This window comes from Paeniglutamicibacter quisquiliarum (genome assembly GCF_019084045.1).
GTDB lineage: Bacteria > Actinomycetota > Actinomycetes > Actinomycetales > Micrococcaceae > Paeniglutamicibacter > Paeniglutamicibacter quisquiliarum.
Genome location: NZ_JAHRED010000009.1, coordinates 116510 through 138447 on the forward strand (window position 1 = coordinate 116510; position 21938 = coordinate 138447).

A 21938-nucleotide genomic window follows, 5' to 3' on the forward strand; every position below is an offset into this window, starting at 1 on the left:
CCGCGTGGCCAAATGAATCCTGATCAGACGCTAACACGGAGGTGGGGCTGGCATAAGCCTTTTATTCCCCCGTGCGTCGAAGGGCCGTCCAAACCGGCCGATCCGTATCGCTCAGGCCAGCAGCAGGGGAATGAACATCATGGCCGGGACGGCGACGATGGTGGTGAGCAGGACGGTGTCCTTGGCGAGCACCACGCCGCGCTCGTAGCGCGAGGCGGTCACGAAGATGTTTTGGGCGGTGGGAAGTGCCGCCATGATCACCGCGACAAACACGGCGTCGCTATCCAGTCGGAAGAGCCAAACCGACAGGGCCCAGGCAATGACGGGCTGGAAGAACAGCTTCATGCCCGTGGCCAGCAGCGTGTCGGCTCGCCGCCCGCCCGAGGCCTCTAAGGGCTTGGATCCAACGAGGGAAATGCCGAAGGCAATGAGCATGGCCGGAATGGAGGCGCCGGCGATCAACTCGATCGGGTCGGCCAGCGGCTGGGGGAGCGTCAAATCGAACAGCGCGCACACCAACCCGGCCAGCGAACCGACGATCATCGGGTTCTTCAGCGTCTGGACCAACATGGAAAACACGGTGGTGCGGTGCCTGGAGGTGCTGGCGTCCAGGATCGCCAGGCACACCGGGGAGAACAACGCCAGCTGCCACAGGATCACCGGCGCCGCATGTGCCATGTCCCCTAGGACGTAGAGGGCGATGGGCAGCCCGAGGTTTGCCGAGTTCACCGTGGAGGCACTCATCGCGCCAATGGTCGACTCGGTCAGGTCGCGGCGCAGCCACCATCGGGTAACCAGCACGAAGACGACGGCCGTGGCCAGGGACGACATCGCCGCAACTCCCAGGAAGGGGCCAAGCACCGAAGCGGGATCCGACTCCGCCAGGGTGGTGAACAACAGTGCGGGGCTGGCCACGAAGAAGGTCAGGCGGTTCAGCACATACCGGGCGTTTTCCCCCAGCACGCCGCTTCGACCGACGAAGTAACCCACGACGATGACCGTCCACACCACGGCAAAACCAGAGAGTACGCCATTCATTGGACTCGGATTCCCACTTTCCCCTATTCGGCGCACCGCACCGAGGGGTGCCCCTTAACGCATTGGGACCCGGCCGCAGGCCGGGTCCCAATTTCATAGCGAGCGGGCGACGGGAATCGAACCCGCGTGTCCAGCTTGGGAAGCTGGCGCTCTACCATTGAGCTACGCCCGCAGTGCTCCGGGAAGCCTATTGGCGTCCCGGGCAAAAAACAGCATATCCCAAAGTGGGGTGCCAAAACCTAATCGGGAATCCCGGCGCGTCAAAAAGCGACGTCGGGTGCCGGCGACGCCTTGGGCATGAACGGCCTGGCCAGCGGCTCGGCCAGGCGGGCCGCCACCGGCCCCAGGACCGCCAACAGCAGCACGTAGGCCGTTGCCAGCGCGGCAAGTTCGCCGGTGATGGCACCGGAGGCCACGGCCAGTCCGGCAATGACAATGGAAAACTCGCCGCGGGCGATCAGCGCGACACCGGCGCGGACCCGTCCCGGTATCCCGATGCCGGCCCGCTTTGCCGCCCAGACCCCGGTGGCGACCTTCGTCAACGAGGTGACGATGGCCAACAAGATGGCCATCGGCAGGACCGCGGGAATGCTGGTCGGATCGGTGTTCAGCCCGAAGACCACAAAGAACATGGCGGCAAAAAGGTCCCTCAGCGGTTCAAGCACCTTGGTTGCCGAGTGCGCGGTCGACCCGGAAATGGCAATGCCGAGCATGAAGGCGCCCACCGCCGCGGAGACCTGCAGCGCCGATGCCAGCCCCGCGACCAGCAACGCCGCCCCGATGAGCTTGAGCAGGAAGTTTTCCCGGTCCGAGGAATGGATCAGCCGCGAAATCTGCGGCCCGAAGCGCAACGCGGCCAACAGCACCAGCGTGATGGTGCCCATCGCAATGCCCACCGCACGCAAACCGCCCAGAAATCCGAGCCCGGCCAGGGTGGCGGTGAGCACCGGCAGGTAGATGGCCATGGCGAGGTCCTCGAGCACCAGGATGGAAAGCACCACCGGGGTCTCGCGGTTGCCCAGCCTGCCCAGGTCGGAGAGCACCTTGGCGATGATGCCGGAGGACGACACGTAGGTGACGCCGCCAAGGACCAAGGCCCCGGTGACGCCCCAGCCCATGATCAGTGCCAGCCCGGCTCCCGGGGTGAAATTCAGGACCAGGTCAACGACTCCCGCGAGCCACGAACTTTTCAGCCCAGTGACAAGCTCGCGGGCGGTGTATTCCAGCCCCAGCATGAGCAGGAGCAGGATCACCCCGATTTCGCTGGCGATCTCCCCGAACTCCGAAACCCCGGCCAGGTTGACCACGCCACCGCTGCCAAAGAGCAGGCCGCCGAGCAGATACAACGGAACCGGTGACATCCCGATTCGTGCTGCCAGGCGTCCCAGCAGGCCAAGCCCCAAGAAAACGGCGCCGAGCTCAACGAGTATTAGCGCAGTGCCGTGCATGAACCGTGCACCTCCCCTTAGCCGTCGTTGATCAGGTGCGCTGCGTTTTCCAGCCCTGCGGAGGTGCCGACAATGATCAGGACGTCCCCCCCATTGAGCTCAAAATCGGGTGTGGGGGAGGGGAACACCTTTCCGCTGCGGGAAATGGCGACAACAGAGGTTCCCGTACGGGTCCGCAGGCGGGTGTCGCCCAGGGTCTGGTTGACGTAGGGGCTCTCGTGGCTCAGGACGAATTGCTGGGTGTTGACCCCGGGCAGGTCGCGATGTTGGTCCGTCAGCTGGGTCACCAGCTGCGGGGCGCCGAGCATGGCACCGATGGCGCCGGCTTCCTCAACGCTCAACGGAATGGACGCGGCGCAGGCGTCGGGGTCATCGCGCTGGGAAATGATCAACTGCATGGTTCCATCACGCAGGATCACCACGCCCACCCGGCGCCCTGACGCGAGGATTATTTCGCGACGGACGCCGAGCCCGGGCAACGACGTATCTTCAAAATCCATGCTCCCACTCTAGTCCGCAGGACACGCAAAACGGAGGCACGGATACGGCGACGGGGCAGGGTTACTTGTTTCCCTCGCCGGAGGGCTTCTTCAGCGTTCCGTCGAGGTTGAATTCCTCCCGGATGGTCCTCACCCCGGCGGCATCGATTTCAAAGCACAGCTCATGCCCGGGGTTGATGACCAGCCCGGTGTCCTGCAGCGAGCGGACGACTGTCCCGCCGAGCACCTGGACGCCATACGGGGCGACGTCGATGTAGGCGCCGGGGATCCGGGCCAGATGCGTGAACAGGGCGATCACCGGTTCGCCCGAGGCGTTCTGCAAGATCATCGGCTGGGCATTCGTGGCCTCGCCGGCGACCTCCTCGCGACTGAGGAAATATACTTCCGAGTTCATCAACGAGGCGATGACTTGGCCGTTGAGGGCGGGGTCGTTCTGTGCAGCACGGATCATCATTTCAAAATGGGTGGCCGGTTCATTGCCGGTAACCGTCGGCTCGATGCCCAAGGCAGCCTGGATGTCGTCGGTGCCTGCGGTGGACTTGGCTTGCTGGTTCTCTTCACTCATGCACCCAAGCATGTCTACATTGCGCCCGTCGGCGCAACCCGATGTCTGGTTGTTCGCCCAACCGTCCTAAACTAGGGGGAAACGAATTGAATCTTTTGCAAGGAAGCCCATGCCCGAATTCCAGTATGAAGACATCCTGCCCATCGGGGCGGACGAGACCACCTACCGCCAGATTTCCACCGATGGCGTGCGCACCGTCGAGGGCCCCGGCGGCCGGACCTTCCTCGAAGTGGATCCGGAGGCGCTGGAAAACCTGGCCACCACCGCACTTCACGACATCTCCCACTACCTGCGCCCGGCGCACCTGCAGCAGCTGCGCAACATCCTCGACGACGAGGACGCCAGCCCGAACGACAAGTTCGTCGCGCTGGACCTGCTGAAGAACGCCAACATCGCAGCCGGCGGCATCCTGCCGATGTGCCAGGACACCGGAACGGCAATCGTCATGGGCAAGCGCGGCCAGCACGTGCTGACCGCCGGCACGGACGAAAAGGCCCTGTCCAAGGGCATCTACGACGCCTACACCACGCTGAACCTGCGCTACTCGCAGCTGGCCCCGCTGACCACGTGGGAAGAAAAGTCGACGGGCAACAACCTGCCCGCGCAGATCGAGCTTTACGCCGACACCGAGCCGGGACACGAGAACCAGTACAAGTTCCTGTTCATGGCCAAGGGCGGCGGCTCGGCCAACAAGTCCTTCCTCTACCAGGAAACCAAGGCGATCCTCAATGAGAACGCCATGCTGAAGTTCCTCGACGAGAAGCTGCGCTCGCTGGGCACGGCCGCCTGCCCGCCGTACCATCTCTCCATCGTCATCGGCGGCACCTCCGCCGAGTTCGCGCTGAAGACCGCCAAGTACGGTTCGGCCAAGTACCTGGACAACCTGCCCACGACCGGCGCCATGACCGGACGCGGCTTCCGCGACATCGACCTGGAGGAAAAGGTCCTTGAGCTGACCCGCCACTTCGGCATCGGTGCCCAGTTCGGCGGCAAGTACTTCTGCCACGACGTGCGCGTTGTTCGTTTGCCGCGCCACGGTGCCTCGCTGCCGGTGGCCATTGCGGTCTCCTGCTCCGCCGATAGGCAGATGCTGGCCAAGATCACCGCCGACGGCGTGTTCGTGGAGCAGCTGGAGACCGATCCGGCGCGCTTCATGCCCGAGGCATCGCACCCGGCGCTGGCAGCCCACGACGAGGAGACCGACGGCGTCACCGGCACCGGTGGATCCTCGGTGGTCAAGATCGACCTGAACCAGCCGATGGCGCAGATCCTTGCCGAGCTGGACAAGCACCCGGTCAAGACCCGCCTGTCGCTGTCCGGCCCGCTGGTCGTGGCCCGCGACATCGCACACGCCAAGATCAAGGAACGCCTGGATGCCGGCGAGGAGATGCCCCAGTACCTCAAGGACCACCCGGTCTACTATGCAGGTCCGGCCAAGACCCCCGAAGGCATGGCCTCGGGTTCCTTCGGGCCCACCACTGCCGGACGCATGGACTCCTACGTGGACCAGTTCCAGGCGGCCGGCGGTTCCATGGTCATGCTGGCCAAGGGCAACCGTTCCAAGCAGGTTACCGACGCATGCAACGCCCACGGCGGCTTCTACCTGGGTTCCATCGGCGGACCTGCGGCACGCCTGGCCCTGGACTGCATCAAAAAGGTCGAGGTCGTCGAATACGAGGAACTCGGCATGGAAGCAATCTGGAAGATCGAGGTCGAGGACTTCCCGGCGTTCATCGTGGTTGACAACAAGGGCGAGGACTTCTTCGCCGAGACCCTGAAGCCGACCTTCACCGGCATCCCGGTCCGCGCCAAGTAGGCCGCGGCAGGAAAAATCCCCAAGGCATCGGATGATGCGGGCGCAAACCCGCATCATCCGATGCCTTTTTGCTGCGTCGTGCCGTGCCTTGGGCCCGTCGTCGGGGCGCCATACTACGTGAATTGCGGCGCACACCGTGGCCGGAATTCGGGTGGGGTGCCGGGGCTACTCGCTAGCGCGCGAAGTCGAAGCCGATCGACCAGTCGCGATAGGGCGGCAGGAACCGCAGGATCAGCAGCGATTCGCGCTGTTTCTTGATCTCGGCCGCGGTGGGCGGCTTGACCTTGGACGCCTTGACGAGGGCAGCGTGGAAGGCCTCGAAGGTCTCGGCCTTGGACTTCTCCATGGCCTTTGCCTGGTCGACCCCGATAAAGCGCAGATGCCACGGCTCGTACTTGTAGCCTGTCACCTTTTCGCCGTCGGACGGGTATCGAATGATGAAGCCAAAGTCAGCCGCGTTCGCAGCCAGCCATTTTCCGCCATCGGTTTCGCCGAAGCAGGCCTTGAGGTCGCACACGCCACTGCTGAGCCCCAGGTCCGCAGCCAGTCCGAGCTGGTGTTCACTGGTTCCGGCCGGGGCGGAAATCCGGGTGGCGTAGTCGGTGCCGTAGCGCGCCTTGTATCCGTTGAACAGGGCGATCTGCCGGTCGTAGGAACGGTACGCGCTGAGCACGCTCAGCGACTGGGCGTCCTTGCGAGAGGCCTTGAGCAGTTTCTCGAGTGCCGTTGCCGCATCCTTGCGCAATTCCATCCCGGTGCCGGACACCGTCCGCAGGTCCTTCGGCTTGTAGTTCGCGGGATCCAAGGGATGGTCCCTGCTCACCAGGGCGAGGTAGGAATCCTGGTCCTTCGTCAGTTCATCGGTGGTCGGTGCCTTCAACCGCGTTTCGGCGCGCACCTGCATGGCCGCGGCGTCCACGGGGGCGGCCTGCGCGGCGAGCGGGGCCGCCAGCACGAGGGCGGAGCCCAACAGGATGGCGGGAAGGCCGGCACGAAACAAAGACACGATGTCCCTTCGGGAAAACTGGATGGAGCCCTTTCAGGATAACCGCAGACCGCGTGATTCCGCCCATGCCAAGCGGGTGCATATTCCCGTAGGCAGCCCGCGCTCGGCCGGTCGCCACCCATCCACCCAGGACTCCGATGCCGGAACCACGCGCCAAATGGGATATTTTGGGTACTGTGCTGATTTCTGATGGTGATATTCGACGCGAGCTGGCCTCCGAACGTATTAAGTTGGACCCCTTCGACCCGGCGATGATCCAGCCGGCAAGCGTGGACGTGAGGATTGACCGGTTCTTCCGGCTCTTCGACAACCACAAATACGCCCACATCGATCCGGCGCTGGACCAGCCGGAACTGACCAGGCTGGTGGAAGTCGACCCGGACGAGCCGTTCATCCTGCACCCCGGCGAATTCGTCCTGGGTTCGACCTATGAAACGGTTACGCTGCCCACGGATATCGCCGCACGCCTCGAGGGCAAGAGCTCGCTGGGCCGCCTTGGCCTGTTGACCCACTCCACGGCCGGCTTCATCGACCCCGGGTTCTCCGGACACGTGACCCTGGAACTGTCGAACATGGCGACCCTGCCCATCAAGCTGTGGCCGGGATCGAAGATCGGGCAGCTGTGCTTCTTCAAGCTCTCCTCCCCGGCCGAGCACCCCTACGGTTCCGGAGCCTACGGGAACCGCTACCAGGGACAGCGCGGCCCCACGGCGTCGCGCAGCCACCTGAACTTCCACAAGACCACGCTGGAAAACTAGGCAAAAGCTAAATGCGGGTGCGGGCCGGCGGAGGATTCCGCCGGCCCGCACCCGTGTTCCAGGCGTCGCCCTGGCCCGGTCCAGCCTAGAGCACCAGCTTCATGCCCTCGTGGCTTGCCTCGAACCCCAGCCGTTCATAGAAGCGGTGGGCATCGGAGCGGCTCTTGTCGGTGGTCAATTGCACCAGTGAGCAGCCGCCGTCGCGCGCCAGCTCGATGGCCCACTGGATGAAGCCCCTGCCCAGGCCGAGCCCCCGGAAATCCGCGTGGGTGCGCACCGCCTCGATCTGGGCGCGCCAGGCCCCGCGGCGGGAAAGACCTGGAATGAAGGACAGCTGCAGCATGGCGACAACGCGTCCGGCGCTCTCGCACACCAGCAGCCGGTATGCCGGATCCTTGTCGATGGCGGCAAAGGCAGCGAGGTAGGGCTCCACGTCCACGTCGGCGTCGGCAACCGGGTCGCGCGACGCCCCGAGGGGGTCGTCGGCGAGCATCGCCAGGAGCGCGGGAAGGTCGCCCCGGACCGCATCACGCACCGCAACCTCCTGCCCGTCCAGCTGCAAAACAGTGCTCCGCTCCACGAAAAAACTTCCTTTTCACGGGAAAACCCGTTAGATGAGCCCCAGGGACTTGACCATGTCGCGTTCCGCTTCAAGCTCCTTGAGGGAGCTGTCGATCCGGGCCCGCACGTCCGCGGCCACCGAAAGTCCCTGCTGGATCTCCCAGGCGCCGTTGCGGGAATGCACCGGGAAGGAACTGACCAGTCCCCGCGGCACGCCATAGGACCCGTCGGAAAGTACCGCCGCCGACGTCCAGGAACCGGAGGTTCCCAGGACCCAGTCGTGGACATGGTCGATTGCCGCAGCGGCCGCCGAAGCCGCCGAGGAGGACCCACGGACCTCGATGATCTCGGCCCCGCGTCCGGCCACCCGCGGAATGAACGTCCCCTCGAGCCACGCCGCCACCTTGTCCGTGCCGCCGAGGGCTTCGGCCAGGGCGTCCGGCAGCGGGCGTTGGGAGCCGTCGGCGCCGGTGAGGATGGCGTGGGAGATGTCGGGGACCTGGGTTGCCGAGTGGTTGCCCCAGATGATGACGTTGCCGATCGAGGCCACCCCGACATCCAGGGTGCCGGCCAGCAGGCCGAGCGCCCGGTTGTGGTCCAATCGGGTCATGGCGGTGAAGCGCTCGGCCGGGACATCCGGTGCATGGGCGGCGGCGATCAACGCGTTGGTGTTCGCCGGATTGCCCACCACCAGGACCCTCACGTCATCGGCGGCGCCGACATTGATGGCGGCGCCCTGCGGGCCGAAGATGGCGCCATTGGCCGCGAGGAGGTCCCCGCGCTCCATGCCCGGACCACGCGGCCGGGCACCAACCAGCAGCGCAACATTGGTGCCGTCGAAGGCCCGCTCGGCATTGCCGGTGACCTCGACCGAATCCAGGTTGGAGAAGGCACAATCCTGCAGCTCGAGGGCGGTGCCCTCGGCGGATTTCAGCCCGGCCGGGATCTCCAGCAAGCGCAGCCTGACCGGGGTCGCAGGCCCGAACATGGCTCCCGAGGCGATGCGGAAGAGCAACGCATACCCAATCTGTCCTCCGGCGCCGGTCACGGTCACTGTCACGGGTTCCTTGATGCCCATGGCTCCCATGGAACCACCAACGCCGGTCAAAGGCCACGTTCCAGCGGCGTCGGGCCGTGGCGCGGTGCCCGCACCGGGATCAGCAGGAGCAGTCCGAGCAGCAGGACCGCCAGGATGCCCAGGATGCCGTAGCGCTGGGCCTCGGCCACGTGCGGGGACGCCAGCGCGATGGACGCGGCAAACAGGGCGGGGGCCAGGAAGCTGACGGCGCGGCCGGTGGTGGCGTAGAGCCCGAAGAGCTCGCCCTCCTGACCGACCGGCGCCAGCCGGGCCAGGAACGCCCGGCTGGATGACTGGGCCGGGCCGACGAACAGGCACAACAGCAAACCGAAGACCCAGAAGCCCGCGGCACCGGGGGAGAGGAAGACGCCCAGGCCGGCGACCAGCAACCCGACCAGCGAGCCGATGATCACGCGCTTGGGGCCGATCCTGTCGTCGAGCAGCCCTCCGACCATGGCGCCGAGGGCCGCGACGACGTTACCGACAATGGCGAAGATGATCACCTGCTGCAGCGGGAATCCGAAGGTTCCGGCGGCGATGATCCCGCCGAAGGTGAACACCGCGGCCAGCCCGTCTCGGAAGACAGCGCTGGCGAGAAGGAAGAAGACGGTGTGGCGGTCCTTGCGCGCCAGGGCGACGACCCGGCGCCACAGCTCGGCGTAGGACTGCAGGATGGTGAAGCGCGGCCCGCCCGATTCGCCGGGGATCTCAGGGACCGCGAAGAGCACCGGCAGGCCGAATCCCAGGAACCAGACAGCGGAGAACACCGCGACAAGTCGCAGGTTCAGGGCACCGGCCTCCGAGGCGCCCGCCCAGTCGAAGAGCGGGGTCACCAGGGTGAACAGGACGATGGCCAGGGCCAGGATGCCGCCGAGGTAGCCCATGCCCCAGCCGAAGCCCGAGACCTTGCCGATGGTGGAGGGGGTGGAGATCTGCGGCAGCATGGCGTTGTAGTTCACCGTCGCAAACTCGGAAAAGACCGAGGCCAGCGCGATGAGTGTCACGCCGAGGATCAGGAACCGCGGCTCGGGGAAGACGAAGAAGCAGGCGGCGGTGAGCACCGCAACGATCACCGTGTTCACGCCCAGCCAGAATCGGCGGCGACCCCCGGCATCCGAACGCAGCCCGGTCACCGGGGCCAGCAGCGCGATTGCCACCCCGGCGATCGCCAGCCCGTTGCCCAGCACCACCGAGTTGGCGTCCTTGTCCCCGAAGAGGTCGCTGGTCAGGTAGACCGTGAAGACAAAGGTCGTCATCACGGCGTTGATGGCAGCCGACCCCCAGTCCCAGGAAGCCCACGCCATCACGGGTTTGGTGATAATTCTCTGCCGGTCGGTCGAGGCCGACGGTGCCGCAGGAAACTCGCTCATGGGTGCATCGTAGCTGCATCGAACCAACAACGGGGAAGCAGCGAAATAATGCATCCCGGCGTGCCGCCGGAATGTCCTTTTCCGGACGGGTCTTAAACAATCCGAAAAGAAGAATTATTCCCCAACATTTCATCAGCTGAATCCCGGGTCAAATCACTTGGCGGGAGATGTCGGCTGATAAGCTGAAAGCTGCCTTTTTGACCGTTTTGCCGCCAGGGCACTGGCCCGCCGACCATAGGAGATACGTGTGCTCCTTGTCCTGATTGCGCTTTTTGCCGTTGCCGGAATTGCGCCATTCATTTTTCGAGTTCTGGGCCGTTCGACGTTCTACGTTTTGGCGGCCGTCCCGGCGTTGGCCTTTGTCTGGCTTGTGGCGAATTTTTCGAGCTTTACCGGGACCGACCAGTCCATTGCCAGCGGAGGGCCGAACGCGCCCCCGTCCGAGCTCTATAGCTGGATCGGCCCGCTGAATGCCCATCTGGATTTCCGGATGGATGCACTTTCCGCGGTGTTGTGCCTCCTGGTGCTCGGGGTCGGTGCCCTGGTGCTGTTCTACTGCGCACGGTATTTCAAGAACGAGGATCCCCACACCGGCGCCTTCGGCGCCCAGTTGCTGGCCTTCGCCGCGTCAATGTTCGGCCTGGTGACCGCCGACGACATGCTCCTGCTGTTCATCTTCTGGGAACTGACCACGATCCTGTCGTTCCTGTTGATCGGGTTCAACCGCACCCGCATGAGTGCCCGGCGTTCGGCCCTGACCGCGCTGATGGTCACGACCTTTGGCGGCCTGACGATGCTGGCGGGCCTGATCATGCTCGGCCACGCCGCCGGCACCTACCGCATCTCCGAGATCATGGCGATGGCCCCGGAACTGACCGCCCTGGGCACCTACATCGACGTGGCCATCGCCCTGGTGCTGATCGGTGCGATTTCCAAGTCCGCGTTGGTCCCGTTCCACTTCTGGCTTCCCGGTGCCATGGCCGCCCCGACGCCGGTCTCGGCCTACCTGCACGCGGCCGCCATGGTCAAGGCAGGCATCTACCTGGTCGCCCGCCTTGCCCCCGGCTTCGACCAGACCGCCTTCTGGCAACCCATGCTGCTGTGGGTCGGCCTGGCCACCATGCTGATCGGCGGCTGGCGGGCGCTGCGGCAACACGACCTCAAGCTGCTGCTGGCCTACGGCACGGTCTCCCAGCTGGGCTTCCTGATCTTGATCCTTGGCATGGGCACCCCCAACGCCTACCTGGCGGGCCTGGCGATGATGCTGGCCCACGGTTTCTTCAAGGCGACGCTCTTCCTGATCGTGGGGATCATCGACCACAAATCCGGCACCCGTGACATCCACCAGCTCTCCGGGCTCTACAAGTCCTCGCCGCTGCTGTTTGTCGTTGCCGCCATTGCCGCGGCCTCCATGGCCGGATTCCCGCCGGTCTTCGGCTTCGTGGCCAAGGAAGCGGTTTTCGAGTCCCTGCTGGAACATGCCCGGGGCAATGGCGCCACCGGCGTGGTGCTGCTCATTGGCGTGGTCATCGGGGCCATGATGACCTTCGCCTACTCCGCGCGTTTCCTCTGGGGCGGCTTTGCCGCCAAGGCAGGCATGAAGACCACCACCTTCCCGAAAGTGCCGCTGCTGTTCCTCACGCCGCTGCTCGTGCTCACCGCCGCCACCGTGGTCTTCGCCTGGATCCCGCAGGTGCTCGAGGGGGCCATCGCACCGTACATCGGGCTGTTCGGCCCCGCAGAGGACCCCATCCACCTGGGGCTCTGGCACGGGTTCACCCCGGCGCTGGGCCTGAGCATTCTGACCATGGTCATCGGCGCGCTGCTCTTCCTGGGCCGCAAAAGGATCTTTGCCTTCCAGTCCAGGGTCCCGCCGGTCTTCGATGCCGAACGCGATTACAAGTTCCTGATCACCATCCTGGACAACCTGGCGATCTGGCTCACCGGCCGGACCCAGCGCGGTTCCCTGTCCTTCTACCTCGTGGTGATCCTGACGGTGGCGCTGGTGCTTCCGGCGACCACCGCGATCTTGCTCAACACCCCCGCCCCGGGAAACTTCATTGCCTTCGACCACCCCGCCCAGCTGGTCATCGGGCTCATCATGGTCGTGGGTGCCATCGGGGCGGTGCAGGCCAACCGGCGCTTCCTGGCCGTGTTGATGGTTTCGGTCAGCGGCTACGGGATGGCGGCGATCTTCGCCCTGCAGGGCGCCCCCGACCTGGCCGTCACCCAGCTCCTGGTGGAAACCATTGTGTTGGTGGCCTTCGTGCTGGCCCTGCGCGCGCTGCCCGTGGAACTGTGGGCCAAGAACCCCACGGGACACCGGCTGGGCCGTGCGCTGATCGGCATCGGCTTCGGTGCGTCGATGATCTACATTGCCGCCACCTCCATGGCCTCGCGCGTGGCCGACCCCATTTCGCTGGCCTACCCGGAGCTTGCCTACACCGGCGGGGCGGGCAAGAACATCGTGAACGTGACCCTGGTGGACATGCGCGCCTGGGACACCTTCGGCGAGATCACGGTGCTGGCGGCCGCCGCCACCGGCGTCGCCTCGCTGATCTTCGTGCGCGGGCGCGGCGACAAGCGGCTGCGCGTCGCCGCGGTGCCCTCCGGATCGGTGGACCACGGCTCCGAGGCCATCGGCGGCAAGAACCCGAGCCGCGCCGGGCTGAAAGTGGCAAGGACATTCGCTGCCTCCGCCCGCGACTCCTGGCTGGTGGCCGGCCACACGCTGGCGCCCGAGCGCCGGTCCATCACCTTCGAGGTGGTCACCCGGCTGCTCTTCCACACCATCCTGCTGGCGTCCGTGTACCTGCTGCTGGCGGGGCACAACACCCCCGGCGGCGGCTTTGCCGGCGGCCTGCTGGCCGGGCTGGCTCTGACCATCCGCTACCTGGCCGGTGGCCGGGTGGAACTGGCCGAGGCCACCCCGGTGAGCCCGGGGACGCTGATGGGCACCGGGCTGGGGCTCGCGGCGCTCACGGCGGCGGTGCCGCTGTTCTTCGGCGCGCAGATGTTCACCTCCGCCGCCATCGAATTCACCTGGCCGCTCTTCGGGGAGCACAAGTTCGTGACCTCGACGATCTTCGACATCGGGGTCTACCTGGTGGTGGTCGGACTGGTCATCGACGTGCTGCGCTCCCTGGGCTCGGAGATCGACGACCGGTCCGAGGGCCGCAGCCCCACCGACACGCATGACATGGTTTCCGACGCGGAGACGGGAGTGGGACGTTGAGCACCAATATCACCTTGCTCATAGTGATGGGCATCCTTTTTGCCGTGGGGATCTACCTCCTGCTCGAGCGTTCCCTGACCCGGGTGCTGCTGGGCATCGTGGTGCTGGGCAACGGGGTGAACCTGCTGATCCTCTCGGCCGGCGGACGCCGCGGCGAGGCCCCGCTGTATAAGTCGGCGCTTGACGCGCAGGAATACAGCGACCCGCTGCCCCAGGCACTGATCCTCACGGCCATCGTGATCACCTTCGCGGTGACCGCCTTCATGCTGGGCATCATCTACCGCTCCTGGGTGATCTCCCGGGCCGACGTGGTCGCCGACGACGACGAGGACCTTCGCGTCTCGCAGCAGTCGACCTTCGACTTCGAGGAAGACTCCCCGGTCCCGGAGGACACCACCGAATTCGAGGGGGACGAGTCAGTGCCTGCAGGGAACACCAAGGAAGCGGGGCCCAGCGCATGATCGATGCACCACTGAGCGCCGTTTCATTCGCCCCGCTGGCGGTGGCCCTGCCGATCTTCGGCGCGGCACTTGCCTTCATCCTGCGCCGCAAGCGGCGCACCCAGCGCGCGGTCACCATTGGCGTGCTGGTGGTCACCCTGTGCCTCGAGGCCTGGATGCTGGCCACGGTCTGGGACGGCCGGACCTACTCGGTCACCCTCGGCGGCTGGGCACCGCCCTTCGGCATCTCCATGGTCGTTGACGGCTTCTCCGCCTTCATGCTGGTGGTCTCCACCATCGTCTCCCTGGCCGTGCTGCTCTACGCCACCAGCCAGGGCCTGGCCGACGGGGACGAGGACGGGCCGGTGTCGATCTTCCACCCGGCCTACCTGATCCTGGTGGCGGGCGTGTCCAACGCCTTCCTCGCCGGGGACCTGTTCAACCTCTACGTGGGCTTCGAGATCCTGCTGACGGCCTCCTACGTGCTGTTGACGCTCGGCGGGACCACCGCGCGCATCCGCGCCGGAACCACCTACGTGGTGGTCTCGGTGGCCTCCTCGCTGCTGTTCCTCATCTCCATCGGCATGATCTACGCGGCCGTGGGCACCGTGAACATGGCCGACCTGGCGGTGAAGCTGCCGCAGATCTCCGAAGGCACCCAGACGGTGCTGCACGTGATGCTGCTGGTGGCATTCGGGATCAAGGCCGCGGTCTTCCCGCTGTCCTTCTGGCTCCCCGACTCCTACCCGACGGCCCCTGCCCCCGTCACCGCGGTGTTCGCCGGGCTGCTGACCAAGGTCGGCGTCTATGCCATCATCCGCACCGAGACCCTGCTGTTCCCCGGGAACCGGCTCTCGGATGCGCTGATGGTCGTGGCCGGGCTGACCATGCTGGTGGGAATCCTCGGCGCCGTGGCACAGACGGACATCAAGCGCATGCTTTCCTTCACGCTGACCAGCCACATCGGCTTCCTGATCTTCGGCGTCGCCGTGGGCAACCAGCTGGGCCTCGGGGCGACCATCTACTACGTGGCCCACCACATCGTGGTGCAGACCTCGCTGTTCCTGGTCGCGGGCCTCATCGAGCGCCGCGCCGGCACCTCGAACATCGACCGGCTCGGTTCGCTGGCCAAGCTTTCGCCGTTGCTGGCGCTGCTCTTCTTCGTCCCGGCCATGAACCTGGGCGGCATCCCGCCGTTCTCCGGGTTCCTGGGCAAGCTCGGCCTGGTCCAGGGCGGCGCCGAGCTGGGCACCCCGATGGCCTGGGTGCTGGTGGCGGTGTCGCTGCTGACCTCGCTGCTGACCCTGCTGGCCGTGGCCCGCATCTGGAACAGGGCGTTCTGGCGCGATGCCGAGGACGCCTCGGACCCGGACCCGCTGCTGCTCGTTGGCGTTTCCGCGGCGCGCGGGGCCACCTACGACATCGTCGCCGACGAACCGGCCAGCCGCTACAGCGACCGCGGAAACGCGGCCCTGCTGCCCAACGGCATGTTGGCCATGACCGCCGCCCTGGTGCTGGTGGGCGTGGCGTTGACGGTGTTTGCCGGGCCGCTCTTCGACTTCAGCGACAGGGTGGCCGGACAGATGCTCGATGAGGGCAACTACATCGAGGCCGTCCTCGGAGCCGGAGAGGGGCAAGCACGATGAGCAGGGAACAACGTCTGGCCGACGCCAAGGACGAGAGCGGGCAGCGCCAGCGATCCACGCTGCGCCAGGAGATTCCGCTGCTGGTAGGGATGATGCTGGTGTGGGGCGCGCTCTGGCAGGACTTTGCCATCGGAAACCTGGTGTTCGGGCTGCTGATCTCGCTGCTGCTGGTGCGGGTCTTCCGCCTGCCGCCGATCATCCTTTCGGGGCGTTTCAACATCTGGCGTGCCGTGGTCTTCATCGGGGCGTTCCTGCGGGACGTGACGCGGGCCAGCTTCGAGGTCATGTACCTGGCGGTGTTCCGCGGGCCGCGGACCACCAGCGCGGTCATCACCGTCACGCTGCGCACCGAGTCTGACCTGCTGGTCACCTTCGTCGGCCACGTGCTGACGCTGGTGCCCGGATCCTACGTCGTCGAGGTGGACCGACGGTCCTCCACGCTGTACCTGCACGTGCTCAACGTCAACGACCAGGCGGGCGTGGAAAAGGCCCGGGCATCGGTCCTGCTGATCGAGGAACGGCTGATCCGGATGATGGGCACCGCCGAGGAACTTGCGGCGCTGAACGCCGAGAAGACGGAACCAAGCAAGGAACACGGAGCACCTTCATGAACATCGTCCTGTGGATTTGCGGAATCACGCTCTCGATTGCGGCCTGCCTGGCCATCGTCAGGCTGGCCAAGGGCCCGTCCATCCTGGAGCGCGTCATCGCCACCGACGTGCTGCTCCTGATCATCTCCGCGGCGCTCTGCATCGAGATGACCGTCAACCAGCACGCCAACAACCTGGTCTTTGTGCTGCTGGCCTGCCTGGTCGGGTTCGTCGGGTCGGTCACGGTTTCCCGCTTCGTCACGGATCGGAGGAACGCCTGATGCTTGACACGCTCATCGACATCGTTGCCGGGACGTTCATGATCGTCGGCTGCCTGATGTCCCTGGCCGCGGGAATCGGCATGCTTCGCTTCCCCGACCTGCTCTCGCGCCTGCACGCCGCGACCAAGCCGCAGGTGCTGGGCCTGTTCCTGCTGCTGGCGGCGCTCGGGCTGGAACTGCGCTCCTGGGCGGTGCTGCCGGTGCTCGTGCTGGCCTGGTTGCTGCAGCTGCTCACCGCGCCGGTCTCGGCACACATGGTCGGACGCGCCGGATACCGGACGCGGCACCTCAAGCGCGAGACCCTCGTTGCCGATGAGCTGGCGGCGGTCGTCGAGGCCGCCGAGCAGCGGGAGGAACACGAAATCGGCCGCGACAGGCCGCGGGACCGCACCGACTTCATCGACTAGACTCCGCGGGGCCCGGGTCCGTAACCCGTGTCCCGGAGCCGGCGGCAGCGCCGGAAACGACTCGGGGGCCCACGGGAAATCCGTGGGCCCCCGAGTCATTGGTGGCTTAGGCCTTTTTGGCGAACCGGGCCAGGGCCCTTTGGGTGCCGCGGTCGGTGAGCACCTGGATCAGGGCGGCGGTCGTGGCAGAAAGGACGGCGAAGGCAATCGCCTGGCGCATGCTGGCCTCGGCCTGTGCTTCCTTGTTGCCTCGCTTGGGCGGTTGCTGGCCGGTGAAGCCAAGCCATGCCTTGTCGACGATCTTCCCGCCCAAGAATCCTGCGGCAATGGAAATAACTGGGCCGATAAGTTTCATCAAACTGTTCATGGGGACTCCCAAATGTTGCGGGCAACGGTACCTGCCCCAGCATAGCCTGAGGTAGCATCATAGGACTGAAACAATCACGACAGGGGAGCGTCGTGCGAAGCAATTCGCACCAAGGCGCTGAGAGTGCGGAGAACCGCAGACCCTCGAACCTGCCCCGGCTAGTACCGGCGAAGGAAGTCGAGTTCTCAGGGGTGCGTTGAAACAAACGTTTTCCCTCCCCTCCTTGTATCCAAGGAGGATCACGATCATGAGCACCACCAACCAGCCCGCCGGGCCCAAAACGGCAACCACGTCCTGGCGCGTCGTCGACATCGTCATTGCAGCGGTCATCGCCGTGTCCTCGGGCGTCATCTTCTGGGCCTGGAACAGCACCCACCACCTGCTTGACTTCCTGTTCCTGGCCTTCCCGCCCTCGACCGCACTGGTCTCGGGCATGTGGCTCTTTCCCGCGGTGCTCGGCGCCTTGGTCATCCGCAAGCCCGGCGCGGCCCTGTTCTGCGAACTGGTGGCGGCCATGGTGTCCGCGCTGATGGGGTCCGAATTCGGGCTGACGGTGCTGACCTCCGGCCTGATCCAGGGCCTGGGCGCCGAGGCGGTCTTCGCCGCGTTCCGCTACCGCAAGTTCAACCTGCCCGTGGCCTTGCTGGCCGGTGCAGGCGCCGGGCTCTTCGGCAGCGTCAACGACACCTTCATCTTCCGCTGGTACCCCGAATACACCACCGGCATGCTTTTCGCCTACATCGCGTTCATGACCATCTCGGGCATCGTCATCGCCGGGCTGCTGTCCTTCCTGGCCACCCGCGCCCTGGCCAAGACCGGCGCCCTGGGCGCCCTGGCCAGCCGCAAGGCGGCCACCGAACCCATCCTCTAGGACGCGGCCGCCATCATGTCTTCACCTTCGATGCTGCACCGTGAGGCCGACGCCCCGGGGCAGGCCCGCCGGCTCTCCGCGCCCGTGTCCGTCAGCGCCCGCAACTGGGGTTGGCGGCATGCGGACCGCGCCCAACCGGCCCTGTGGGGCCTTGACCTGGACATCCGCGCCGGGGAGCGGGTCCTGCTGGCCGGGCCCTCGGGCGCGGGCAAGTCCACACTGCTCTACGCGCTGGCAGGGGTCCTGCACGAGGACGACGAGGCCTATTCCTCCGGCGAGCTCCTGCTGGACGGAACGCCCGTGGCCCAGGGCCGCGGCCTGGTCGGGCTCATGCAGCAGGATCCCGAAACCCAGGTCGTCCAGGCCCGGGTCGGTGACGATGTGGCCTTCGGCGCCGAAAACCTCTCCGTGCCGCCGGAGGAGATCGCCCGGCGCATCGTCGACGCCCTGGACGCCGTGGGACTCGACGTCCCCCTGGAGCACCCCACCGCGGCGCTCTCGGGCGGGCAAAAACAACGCCTGGCCCTGGCCGGGATCCTGGCCATGGGCCCGGGACTCGTCCTGCTGGACGAGCCGACGGCGAACCTCGACCCGGCCGGCGTGCTGGAGGTCCGCGACGCGGTGATCCGTGCACTCGACGCCACCGGGGCGACCCTGCTGATCGTCGAACACCGGCTGGAGGCCTGGGCGCCGCACATGGACCGGGTCATCGTGCTGGAACCGGGCGGGGGCATCGCCCACGAGGGAACCCCGGACGAGCTGTTCGGGCCCGGCGCCGTCCGCGGGGAACTGATTTCCGCCGGGGTCTGGGTGCCCGGATACACCCCGGCCATCGAGGCCAGGCCGAACACAGGGAGCAGCGGAGCACTGCTGCTCGAGGCCGGTTCCCTGGCCGTCGCCCGGAAGCGCGGCGGCCCGGTCGCCGCCGGCGGGCTTGAGATGCGGGTCGCGGCGGGCGAGGCCTGGAGCGTGCGCGGGGCCAACGGCTCGGGCAAGTCGACCTTCGCCCTGACCCTGGGGGGCCTGTTGCCCCAGGCCTCCGGCACGGTGCTGGCCACCGCGGAACTGGCCGCCGGATCCGAGGCGCGCCCCTACCACTGGCGGGCCACCGAGCTGGTGGGCCGGATCGGTTCGGTGTTCCAGGAACCCGAACACCAATTCGTCACCAACACGGTGGCCGAGGAGCTGGCCTTTGGCCCGGCGCACGCGGTCAAGCCCGGCACCCGGGAACCGCTGTTCACGCAGCCGGAGATCGAGTCGCGGGTCGAGTCGTTGCTGGCCCGGCTGCGGCTGGGGCACCTGGCCGAGGCAAACCCCTTCACCCTTTCGGGCGGGGAAAAGCGCCGGCTCTCGGTGGCCACGGTCCTGGCCTCGTCCCCGCAGGTCCTGATCCTCGACGAGCCGACCTTTGGCCAGGACGCCAATACCTGGCGGGAGCTGGCACTGTTGCTGCGCGAGGAACTGGCGCATGGCACGGCGATCATTGCCGTGACCCACGACGCGGATTTCGCCCGCGCCCTGGGCGCCAACGAGTTCGTCCTCGATGCCCCCGGCGGCCGGGACGGGAACCCGGAGACCGGGGCCCGCCCCGGGTTGCTGCAGGCCGATGCCCGCGGCGGGGCCAGTTTCCTGGGCCGGGCGAACCCGCTGGCCAAGCTGGCCGCGGTGGCGCTGGCAACGATCCCGCTGGTGGCCTCGATGGACTGGGTCAGCAGCTCCCTGGTGGTCCTGGCGACGATCCTGGCGCTGCCGCTGGCAGGGCTGTCGATCCCGCGTTTCCTGGCCCGGGGCTGGCCACTGCTTCTCGCCGCGCTCTTCGGGGCCTGGGGAACCGCGCTGGTGGGCAACGACTCCGGTGCGGTGCTGCTGGACCTGGGCATCTTCGACATCACCGAGGGCTCGCTGGCGGCCGGTGCCGCCACCGGCATGCGTGCCTTCGCCGTGGCGATCCCCGCGGTGCTGGTGCTCTTCACGACCGACCCCACCGACCTGGCCAACGCGCTGGCGCAAAAGGCGCGGCTTCCGCACCGCTTTGTGCTCGGCGCGCTGGCGGGCATGCGCCTGCTCGGGTTGCTGATCGAGGAATGGACCACCCTGGGCATGGCCCGGCGCGCCCGCGGCGTGGGCAGCCGGGGTTCGGTGGGGCAGCGGATGCGCGCCAACCTCGGGCAGGTCTTCGGCCTGCTGGTGCAGGCCATTCGGCGGGCCTCGCGGCTGGCGGTCACCATGGAGGCCAAGGGCTTCGGGACCAATGCGCGCACCTGGCTCAGGACCTCGGCGTACGGGCGGCGGGATGCGGCCATCGTGGCAGCGGGGCTCTTGCTGGGCGCCGCCGCCACCTGGGCCGCGCTCGCGCTGGGAACGTGGAACCTGGTCTGGACCTAGGCCAACGCACGGGCGGGTCCCGGTCCCGGTGCATCGCAAGATGCATCGGGACCGGAACCCGCCAGTTTTACGCGGTGCCGCCGGCTAGGGGAAGCCCAGCGAGGCGATGGCCGGCAAGGTCCCGGCGGCAAGGTTTTCCAGCACGTAGCGTTCGTGTTCCGGCATGGGAGCAGGCAGCCTGTCCAGGTCGAACCATTCGATGGCTGCGCACTTCTCCGGCTCCATGATTCTCGGCTCCCCGTCCCAGCGGTTGGCCGCGAAGAAGAAATCCACGCGCTGGGCGCGCGGGGCATCCCCGCCGTTGGTGCGGTGCAAGGTGGACAGCGGGAGCAGGTCCCGCGGATCCAGTCGCAGCCCCAGCTCCTCGGCCGCCTCGCGCACCGCGGCGGCATCCACCGATTCCCCCGGCTCCACGTGCCCGGCCGCGGCGCAGGCCCAGTGCCCGTCCATGAAACCGGTGTTCTGGCGCAGCTGCAACAGCACCTGGCCGCCGCGGCGCAGCACCACGTAGGCGGCGGGCACCAACTGGAACAGTTCCTGCATGGGGAAACCTCGAATCTTCTCCGGCATCCGCCGGGGGAGCGGATGCGAAAAGCGCGCTTATTGGATGGCGTCGACCATGGCGGTGAGTTCGGCATGTAGCTGCCCGTCGCGGGCAATGGCGGTGCCGTCGATCGAGTTCACCGGGGTGAGCAGCCGGACGCTGGACACCAGCCAGACGCCCTCGGCATCCATCAGGTTCTCCGGCGTCAGCGGCCCGTAGCCAAGCTCCCACCCTGCCTCCCTCGCGGCGGCAAAGATGGCGCCCTGGGTGGTGCCCGGCAGGATGCCGGTTTCCAGGGTCGGGGTGATCAGCCGCTTGGTGTCCCCGTCGCGGTGCGCGATCAGCACCGTGGAGGTCGGGCCCTCCAGCACGATTCCGTCGCTGGAAAGGAAGATGACGTCGTCGGCGCCCATCTTCTTGGCGTGGCGCAGGGCCGCCATGTTCACCGCGTAGGACAGCGTCTTGGCACCCATCAGCAGCCAGGGCGCGCGCTCGGCGACCCTCGAGTCGTAGCCGCGGTCCAGGAAGATCACCGAGACCCCGCTCTGGCGCTGGCGGCGTCCCAGCTCGGGGGCGGCGGAGACCATGACCCAGGAGGTGCCGTGGTCCTGCCCCTCGGTGCCGCGGGTGGCCACGAGCTTCACGACGGCTTCCTCGGAGGGGTTGGCGGCATCGAATGCAGCCACGGCGGTCGCGATCGCCGCGCGCCAGGCCTCCTCGTGCGGGACCAGCAGGTCGCAGGTCGAGGCCGAGACCCGCAGCCGCGCCAGGTGGGCATCGAGCTTGCGCACGATCCCGTTGGTGTACAGCGCGGATTCGAAGATCCCGTCCCCGCGCGTCACCCCCTGGTCAAGGACCGAGAGCTGTGCGGTGGCGGCATCGGCGACGCGGCCGGCGGGATAATCGCGGTCAAGGAACACAAGTGCAGTCATGGGTACCAGATTACCGCCGCGAAAGTGGTTCTCCGGCTAGCGCCGTGCGGGCGGTAGTCTGGGGTATGGCCGGGAAACGGGCTCTGGCAAGGAGGGATCC

Annotated in this window: 21 protein-coding genes, 1 tRNA gene and 1 riboswitch; of the genes, 10 read left to right on the forward strand and 12 right to left on the reverse strand. The window is 66.8% G+C overall.

What is annotated here, in order from left to right; genetic code table 11:
• Window positions 1-111: 111 nt before the first annotated feature.
• From KRR55_RS15885 to KRR55_RS15905, 5 genes are all read right to left on the reverse strand, one after another.
• The gene (locus KRR55_RS15885) at window positions 112-1038 is read right to left on the reverse strand and encodes an AEC family transporter (RefSeq protein ID WP_217390112.1); all 927 of its coding nucleotides are present in this window, start codon (window positions 1036-1038) and stop codon (window positions 112-114) included.
• Window positions 1039-1139: 101 nt separating this feature from the next.
• Window positions 1140-1210, reverse strand: a tRNA-Gly gene (locus KRR55_RS15890).
• A gap of 88 nt (window positions 1211-1298) precedes the next feature.
• Entirely contained in the window at window positions 1299-2486 is a 1188-nt protein-coding gene (locus KRR55_RS15895; protein ID WP_217390115.1) for a cation:proton antiporter, read from the reverse strand.
• Between the two features lie 17 nt (window positions 2487-2503).
• Window positions 2504-2986: a cation:proton antiporter regulatory subunit gene (locus tag KRR55_RS15900; protein WP_217390117.1), complete on the reverse strand. Its 483-nt coding sequence runs from the start codon at window positions 2984-2986 to the stop codon at window positions 2504-2506.
• 61 nt (window positions 2987-3047) lie between these two features.
• Window positions 3048-3551: an SseB family protein gene (locus KRR55_RS15905; RefSeq protein ID WP_217390119.1), complete on the reverse strand. Its 504-nt coding sequence runs from the start codon at window positions 3549-3551 to the stop codon at window positions 3048-3050.
• 109 nt (window positions 3552-3660) lie between these two features.
• Between KRR55_RS15905 and KRR55_RS15910 the strand changes: the two genes are divergently transcribed.
• On the forward strand, window positions 3661-5367 hold the full coding sequence (locus KRR55_RS15910; protein WP_217390121.1) for a fumarate hydratase: 1707 nt from the start codon (window positions 3661-3663) through the stop codon (window positions 5365-5367).
• 172 nt (window positions 5368-5539) lie between these two features.
• Here KRR55_RS15910 and KRR55_RS15915 read toward each other — a convergent pair whose 3' ends face one another.
• Complete coding sequence (locus tag KRR55_RS15915) at window positions 5540-6373, reverse strand: M15 family metallopeptidase (RefSeq protein WP_217390123.1); 834 nt, start codon at window positions 6371-6373, stop codon at window positions 5540-5542.
• 176 nt (window positions 6374-6549) lie between these two features.
• On the opposite strand from KRR55_RS15915, the gene dcd reads away from it, so the two are divergent.
• Window positions 6550-7131, forward strand: a complete 582-nt coding sequence (gene dcd, locus KRR55_RS15920) for a dCTP deaminase (protein WP_217390125.1) — start codon at window positions 6550-6552, stop codon at window positions 7129-7131.
• A gap of 85 nt (window positions 7132-7216) precedes the next feature.
• On the opposite strand, the gene KRR55_RS15925 is transcribed toward dcd, so the two are convergent.
• The 3 genes from KRR55_RS15925 to KRR55_RS15935 all read right to left on the reverse strand — a co-directional run bounded on the left by KRR55_RS15925 (window position 7217) and on the right by KRR55_RS15935 (window position 10140).
• Window positions 7217-7624, reverse strand: a complete 408-nt coding sequence (locus tag KRR55_RS15925; RefSeq protein WP_217390337.1) for a GNAT family N-acetyltransferase — start codon at window positions 7622-7624, stop codon at window positions 7217-7219.
• 117 nt (window positions 7625-7741) lie between these two features.
• Window positions 7742-8770: a malate dehydrogenase gene (locus KRR55_RS15930; protein ID WP_217390127.1), complete on the reverse strand. Its 1029-nt coding sequence runs from the start codon at window positions 8768-8770 to the stop codon at window positions 7742-7744.
• Window positions 8771-8796: 26 nt separating this feature from the next.
• Window positions 8797-10140: an MFS transporter gene (locus KRR55_RS15935; RefSeq protein ID WP_217390129.1), complete on the reverse strand. Its 1344-nt coding sequence runs from the start codon at window positions 10138-10140 to the stop codon at window positions 8797-8799.
• Window positions 10141-10387: 247 nt separating this feature from the next.
• On the opposite strand from KRR55_RS15935, the gene KRR55_RS15940 reads away from it, so the two are divergent.
• From KRR55_RS15940 to mnhG, 6 genes are read left to right on the forward strand one after another with little or no spacing between them, the layout of a single operon-like run.
• Window positions 10388-13375, forward strand: coding sequence for a Na+/H+ antiporter subunit A (locus KRR55_RS15940; RefSeq protein WP_217390131.1), 2988 nt, complete (start codon window positions 10388-10390; stop codon window positions 13373-13375).
• Window positions 13372-13836, forward strand: a complete 465-nt coding sequence (locus tag KRR55_RS15945) for a Na(+)/H(+) antiporter subunit C (RefSeq protein WP_217390133.1) — start codon at window positions 13372-13374, stop codon at window positions 13834-13836. The genes KRR55_RS15940 and KRR55_RS15945 overlap by 4 nt, the downstream gene beginning before the upstream one ends.
• Window positions 13833-15461: a Na+/H+ antiporter subunit D gene (locus KRR55_RS15950; RefSeq protein WP_254456290.1), complete on the forward strand. Its 1629-nt coding sequence runs from the start codon at window positions 13833-13835 to the stop codon at window positions 15459-15461. Before KRR55_RS15945 ends, KRR55_RS15950 begins: the two co-directional genes overlap by 4 nt.
• Complete coding sequence (locus KRR55_RS15955) at window positions 15458-16072, forward strand: Na+/H+ antiporter subunit E (protein WP_217390135.1); 615 nt, start codon at window positions 15458-15460, stop codon at window positions 16070-16072. Before KRR55_RS15950 ends, KRR55_RS15955 begins: the two co-directional genes overlap by 4 nt.
• The gene (locus KRR55_RS15960) at window positions 16069-16332 is read left to right on the forward strand and encodes an MrpF/PhaF family protein (RefSeq protein ID WP_217390137.1); all 264 of its coding nucleotides are present in this window, start codon (window positions 16069-16071) and stop codon (window positions 16330-16332) included. Before KRR55_RS15955 ends, KRR55_RS15960 begins: the two co-directional genes overlap by 4 nt.
• A complete protein-coding gene (gene mnhG / locus KRR55_RS15965; RefSeq protein WP_217390139.1) occupies window positions 16332-16739 on the forward strand; it encodes a monovalent cation/H(+) antiporter subunit G in 408 nt (135 codons plus the stop codon). The genes KRR55_RS15960 and mnhG overlap by 1 nt, the downstream gene beginning before the upstream one ends.
• Before the next feature lie 106 nt (window positions 16740-16845).
• Here mnhG and KRR55_RS15970 read toward each other — a convergent pair whose 3' ends face one another.
• Window positions 16846-17106 carry a DUF4235 domain-containing protein gene (locus KRR55_RS15970; protein WP_217390141.1) on the reverse strand — a complete coding sequence of 87 codons (261 nt, stop codon included), beginning with the start codon at window positions 17104-17106 and terminating at the stop codon, window positions 16846-16848.
• Window positions 17107-17177: 71 nt separating this feature from the next.
• Window positions 17178-17299: riboswitch (TPP riboswitch) on the forward strand.
• A gap of 54 nt (window positions 17300-17353) precedes the next feature.
• On the opposite strand from KRR55_RS15970, the gene KRR55_RS15975 reads away from it, so the two are divergent.
• The gene (locus tag KRR55_RS15975; protein ID WP_217390142.1) at window positions 17354-17977 is read left to right on the forward strand and encodes an ECF transporter S component; all 624 of its coding nucleotides are present in this window, start codon (window positions 17354-17356) and stop codon (window positions 17975-17977) included.
• A 30-nt stretch (window positions 17978-18007) separates the two neighbouring features.
• Entirely contained in the window at window positions 18008-20362 is a 2355-nt protein-coding gene (locus tag KRR55_RS20685; RefSeq protein WP_217390342.1) for an ATP-binding cassette domain-containing protein, read from the forward strand.
• An 84-nt stretch (window positions 20363-20446) separates the two neighbouring features.
• On the opposite strand, the gene KRR55_RS15985 is transcribed toward KRR55_RS20685, so the two are convergent.
• Together KRR55_RS15985 and KRR55_RS15990 are read right to left on the reverse strand one after the other, a co-directional pair.
• Window positions 20447-20905: an NUDIX domain-containing protein gene (locus tag KRR55_RS15985; RefSeq protein ID WP_217390144.1), complete on the reverse strand. Its 459-nt coding sequence runs from the start codon at window positions 20903-20905 to the stop codon at window positions 20447-20449.
• Window positions 20906-20962: 57 nt separating this feature from the next.
• Window positions 20963-21838, reverse strand: a complete 876-nt coding sequence (locus KRR55_RS15990) for an aminodeoxychorismate lyase (RefSeq protein WP_217390146.1) — start codon at window positions 21836-21838, stop codon at window positions 20963-20965.
• Between the last annotated feature and the right edge of the window lie 100 nt (window positions 21839-21938).

What these genes read in the sequence shown, in the direction of transcription:
- KRR55_RS15885 (WP_217390112.1), bottom strand. Translation starts at nt 1,038, where the DNA reads ATGAATGGCGTACTCTCTGGTTTTGCCGTGGTGTGGACGGTCATCGTC.
- KRR55_RS15895 (WP_217390115.1), bottom strand. Translation starts at nt 2,486, where the DNA reads ATGCACGGCACTGCGCTAATACTCGTTGAGCTCGGCGCCGTTTTCTTG.
- KRR55_RS15900 (WP_217390117.1), bottom strand. Translation starts at nt 2,986, where the DNA reads ATGGATTTTGAAGATACGTCGTTGCCCGGGCTCGGCGTCCGTCGCGAA.
- KRR55_RS15905 (WP_217390119.1), bottom strand. Translation starts at nt 3,551, where the DNA reads ATGAGTGAAGAGAACCAGCAAGCCAAGTCCACCGCAGGCACCGACGAC.
- KRR55_RS15910 (WP_217390121.1), top strand. Translation starts at nt 3,661, where the DNA reads ATGCCCGAATTCCAGTATGAAGACATCCTGCCCATCGGGGCGGACGAG.
- KRR55_RS15925 (WP_217390337.1), bottom strand. Translation starts at nt 7,624, where the DNA reads ATGCTCGCCGACGACCCCCTCGGGGCGTCGCGCGACCCGGTTGCCGAC.
- KRR55_RS15930 (WP_217390127.1), bottom strand. Translation starts at nt 8,770, where the DNA reads ATGGGCATCAAGGAACCCGTGACAGTGACCGTGACCGGCGCCGGAGGA.
- KRR55_RS15935 (WP_217390129.1), bottom strand. Translation starts at nt 10,140, where the DNA reads ATGAGCGAGTTTCCTGCGGCACCGTCGGCCTCGACCGACCGGCAGAGA.
- KRR55_RS15950 (WP_254456290.1), top strand. Translation starts at nt 13,833, where the DNA reads ATGATCGATGCACCACTGAGCGCCGTTTCATTCGCCCCGCTGGCGGTG.
- KRR55_RS15955 (WP_217390135.1), top strand. Translation starts at nt 15,458, where the DNA reads ATGAGCAGGGAACAACGTCTGGCCGACGCCAAGGACGAGAGCGGGCAG.
- KRR55_RS15960 (WP_217390137.1), top strand. Translation starts at nt 16,069, where the DNA reads ATGAACATCGTCCTGTGGATTTGCGGAATCACGCTCTCGATTGCGGCC.
- mnhG (WP_217390139.1), top strand. Translation starts at nt 16,332, where the DNA reads ATGCTTGACACGCTCATCGACATCGTTGCCGGGACGTTCATGATCGTC.
- KRR55_RS15970 (WP_217390141.1), bottom strand. Translation starts at nt 17,106, where the DNA reads ATGAACAGTTTGATGAAACTTATCGGCCCAGTTATTTCCATTGCCGCA.
- KRR55_RS15975 (WP_217390142.1), top strand. Translation starts at nt 17,354, where the DNA reads ATGAGCACCACCAACCAGCCCGCCGGGCCCAAAACGGCAACCACGTCC.
- KRR55_RS20685 (WP_217390342.1), top strand. Translation starts at nt 18,008, where the DNA reads ATGCTGCACCGTGAGGCCGACGCCCCGGGGCAGGCCCGCCGGCTCTCC.
- KRR55_RS15985 (WP_217390144.1), bottom strand. Translation starts at nt 20,905, where the DNA reads ATGCAGGAACTGTTCCAGTTGGTGCCCGCCGCCTACGTGGTGCTGCGC.
- KRR55_RS15990 (WP_217390146.1), bottom strand. Translation starts at nt 21,838, where the DNA reads ATGACTGCACTTGTGTTCCTTGACCGCGATTATCCCGCCGGCCGCGTC.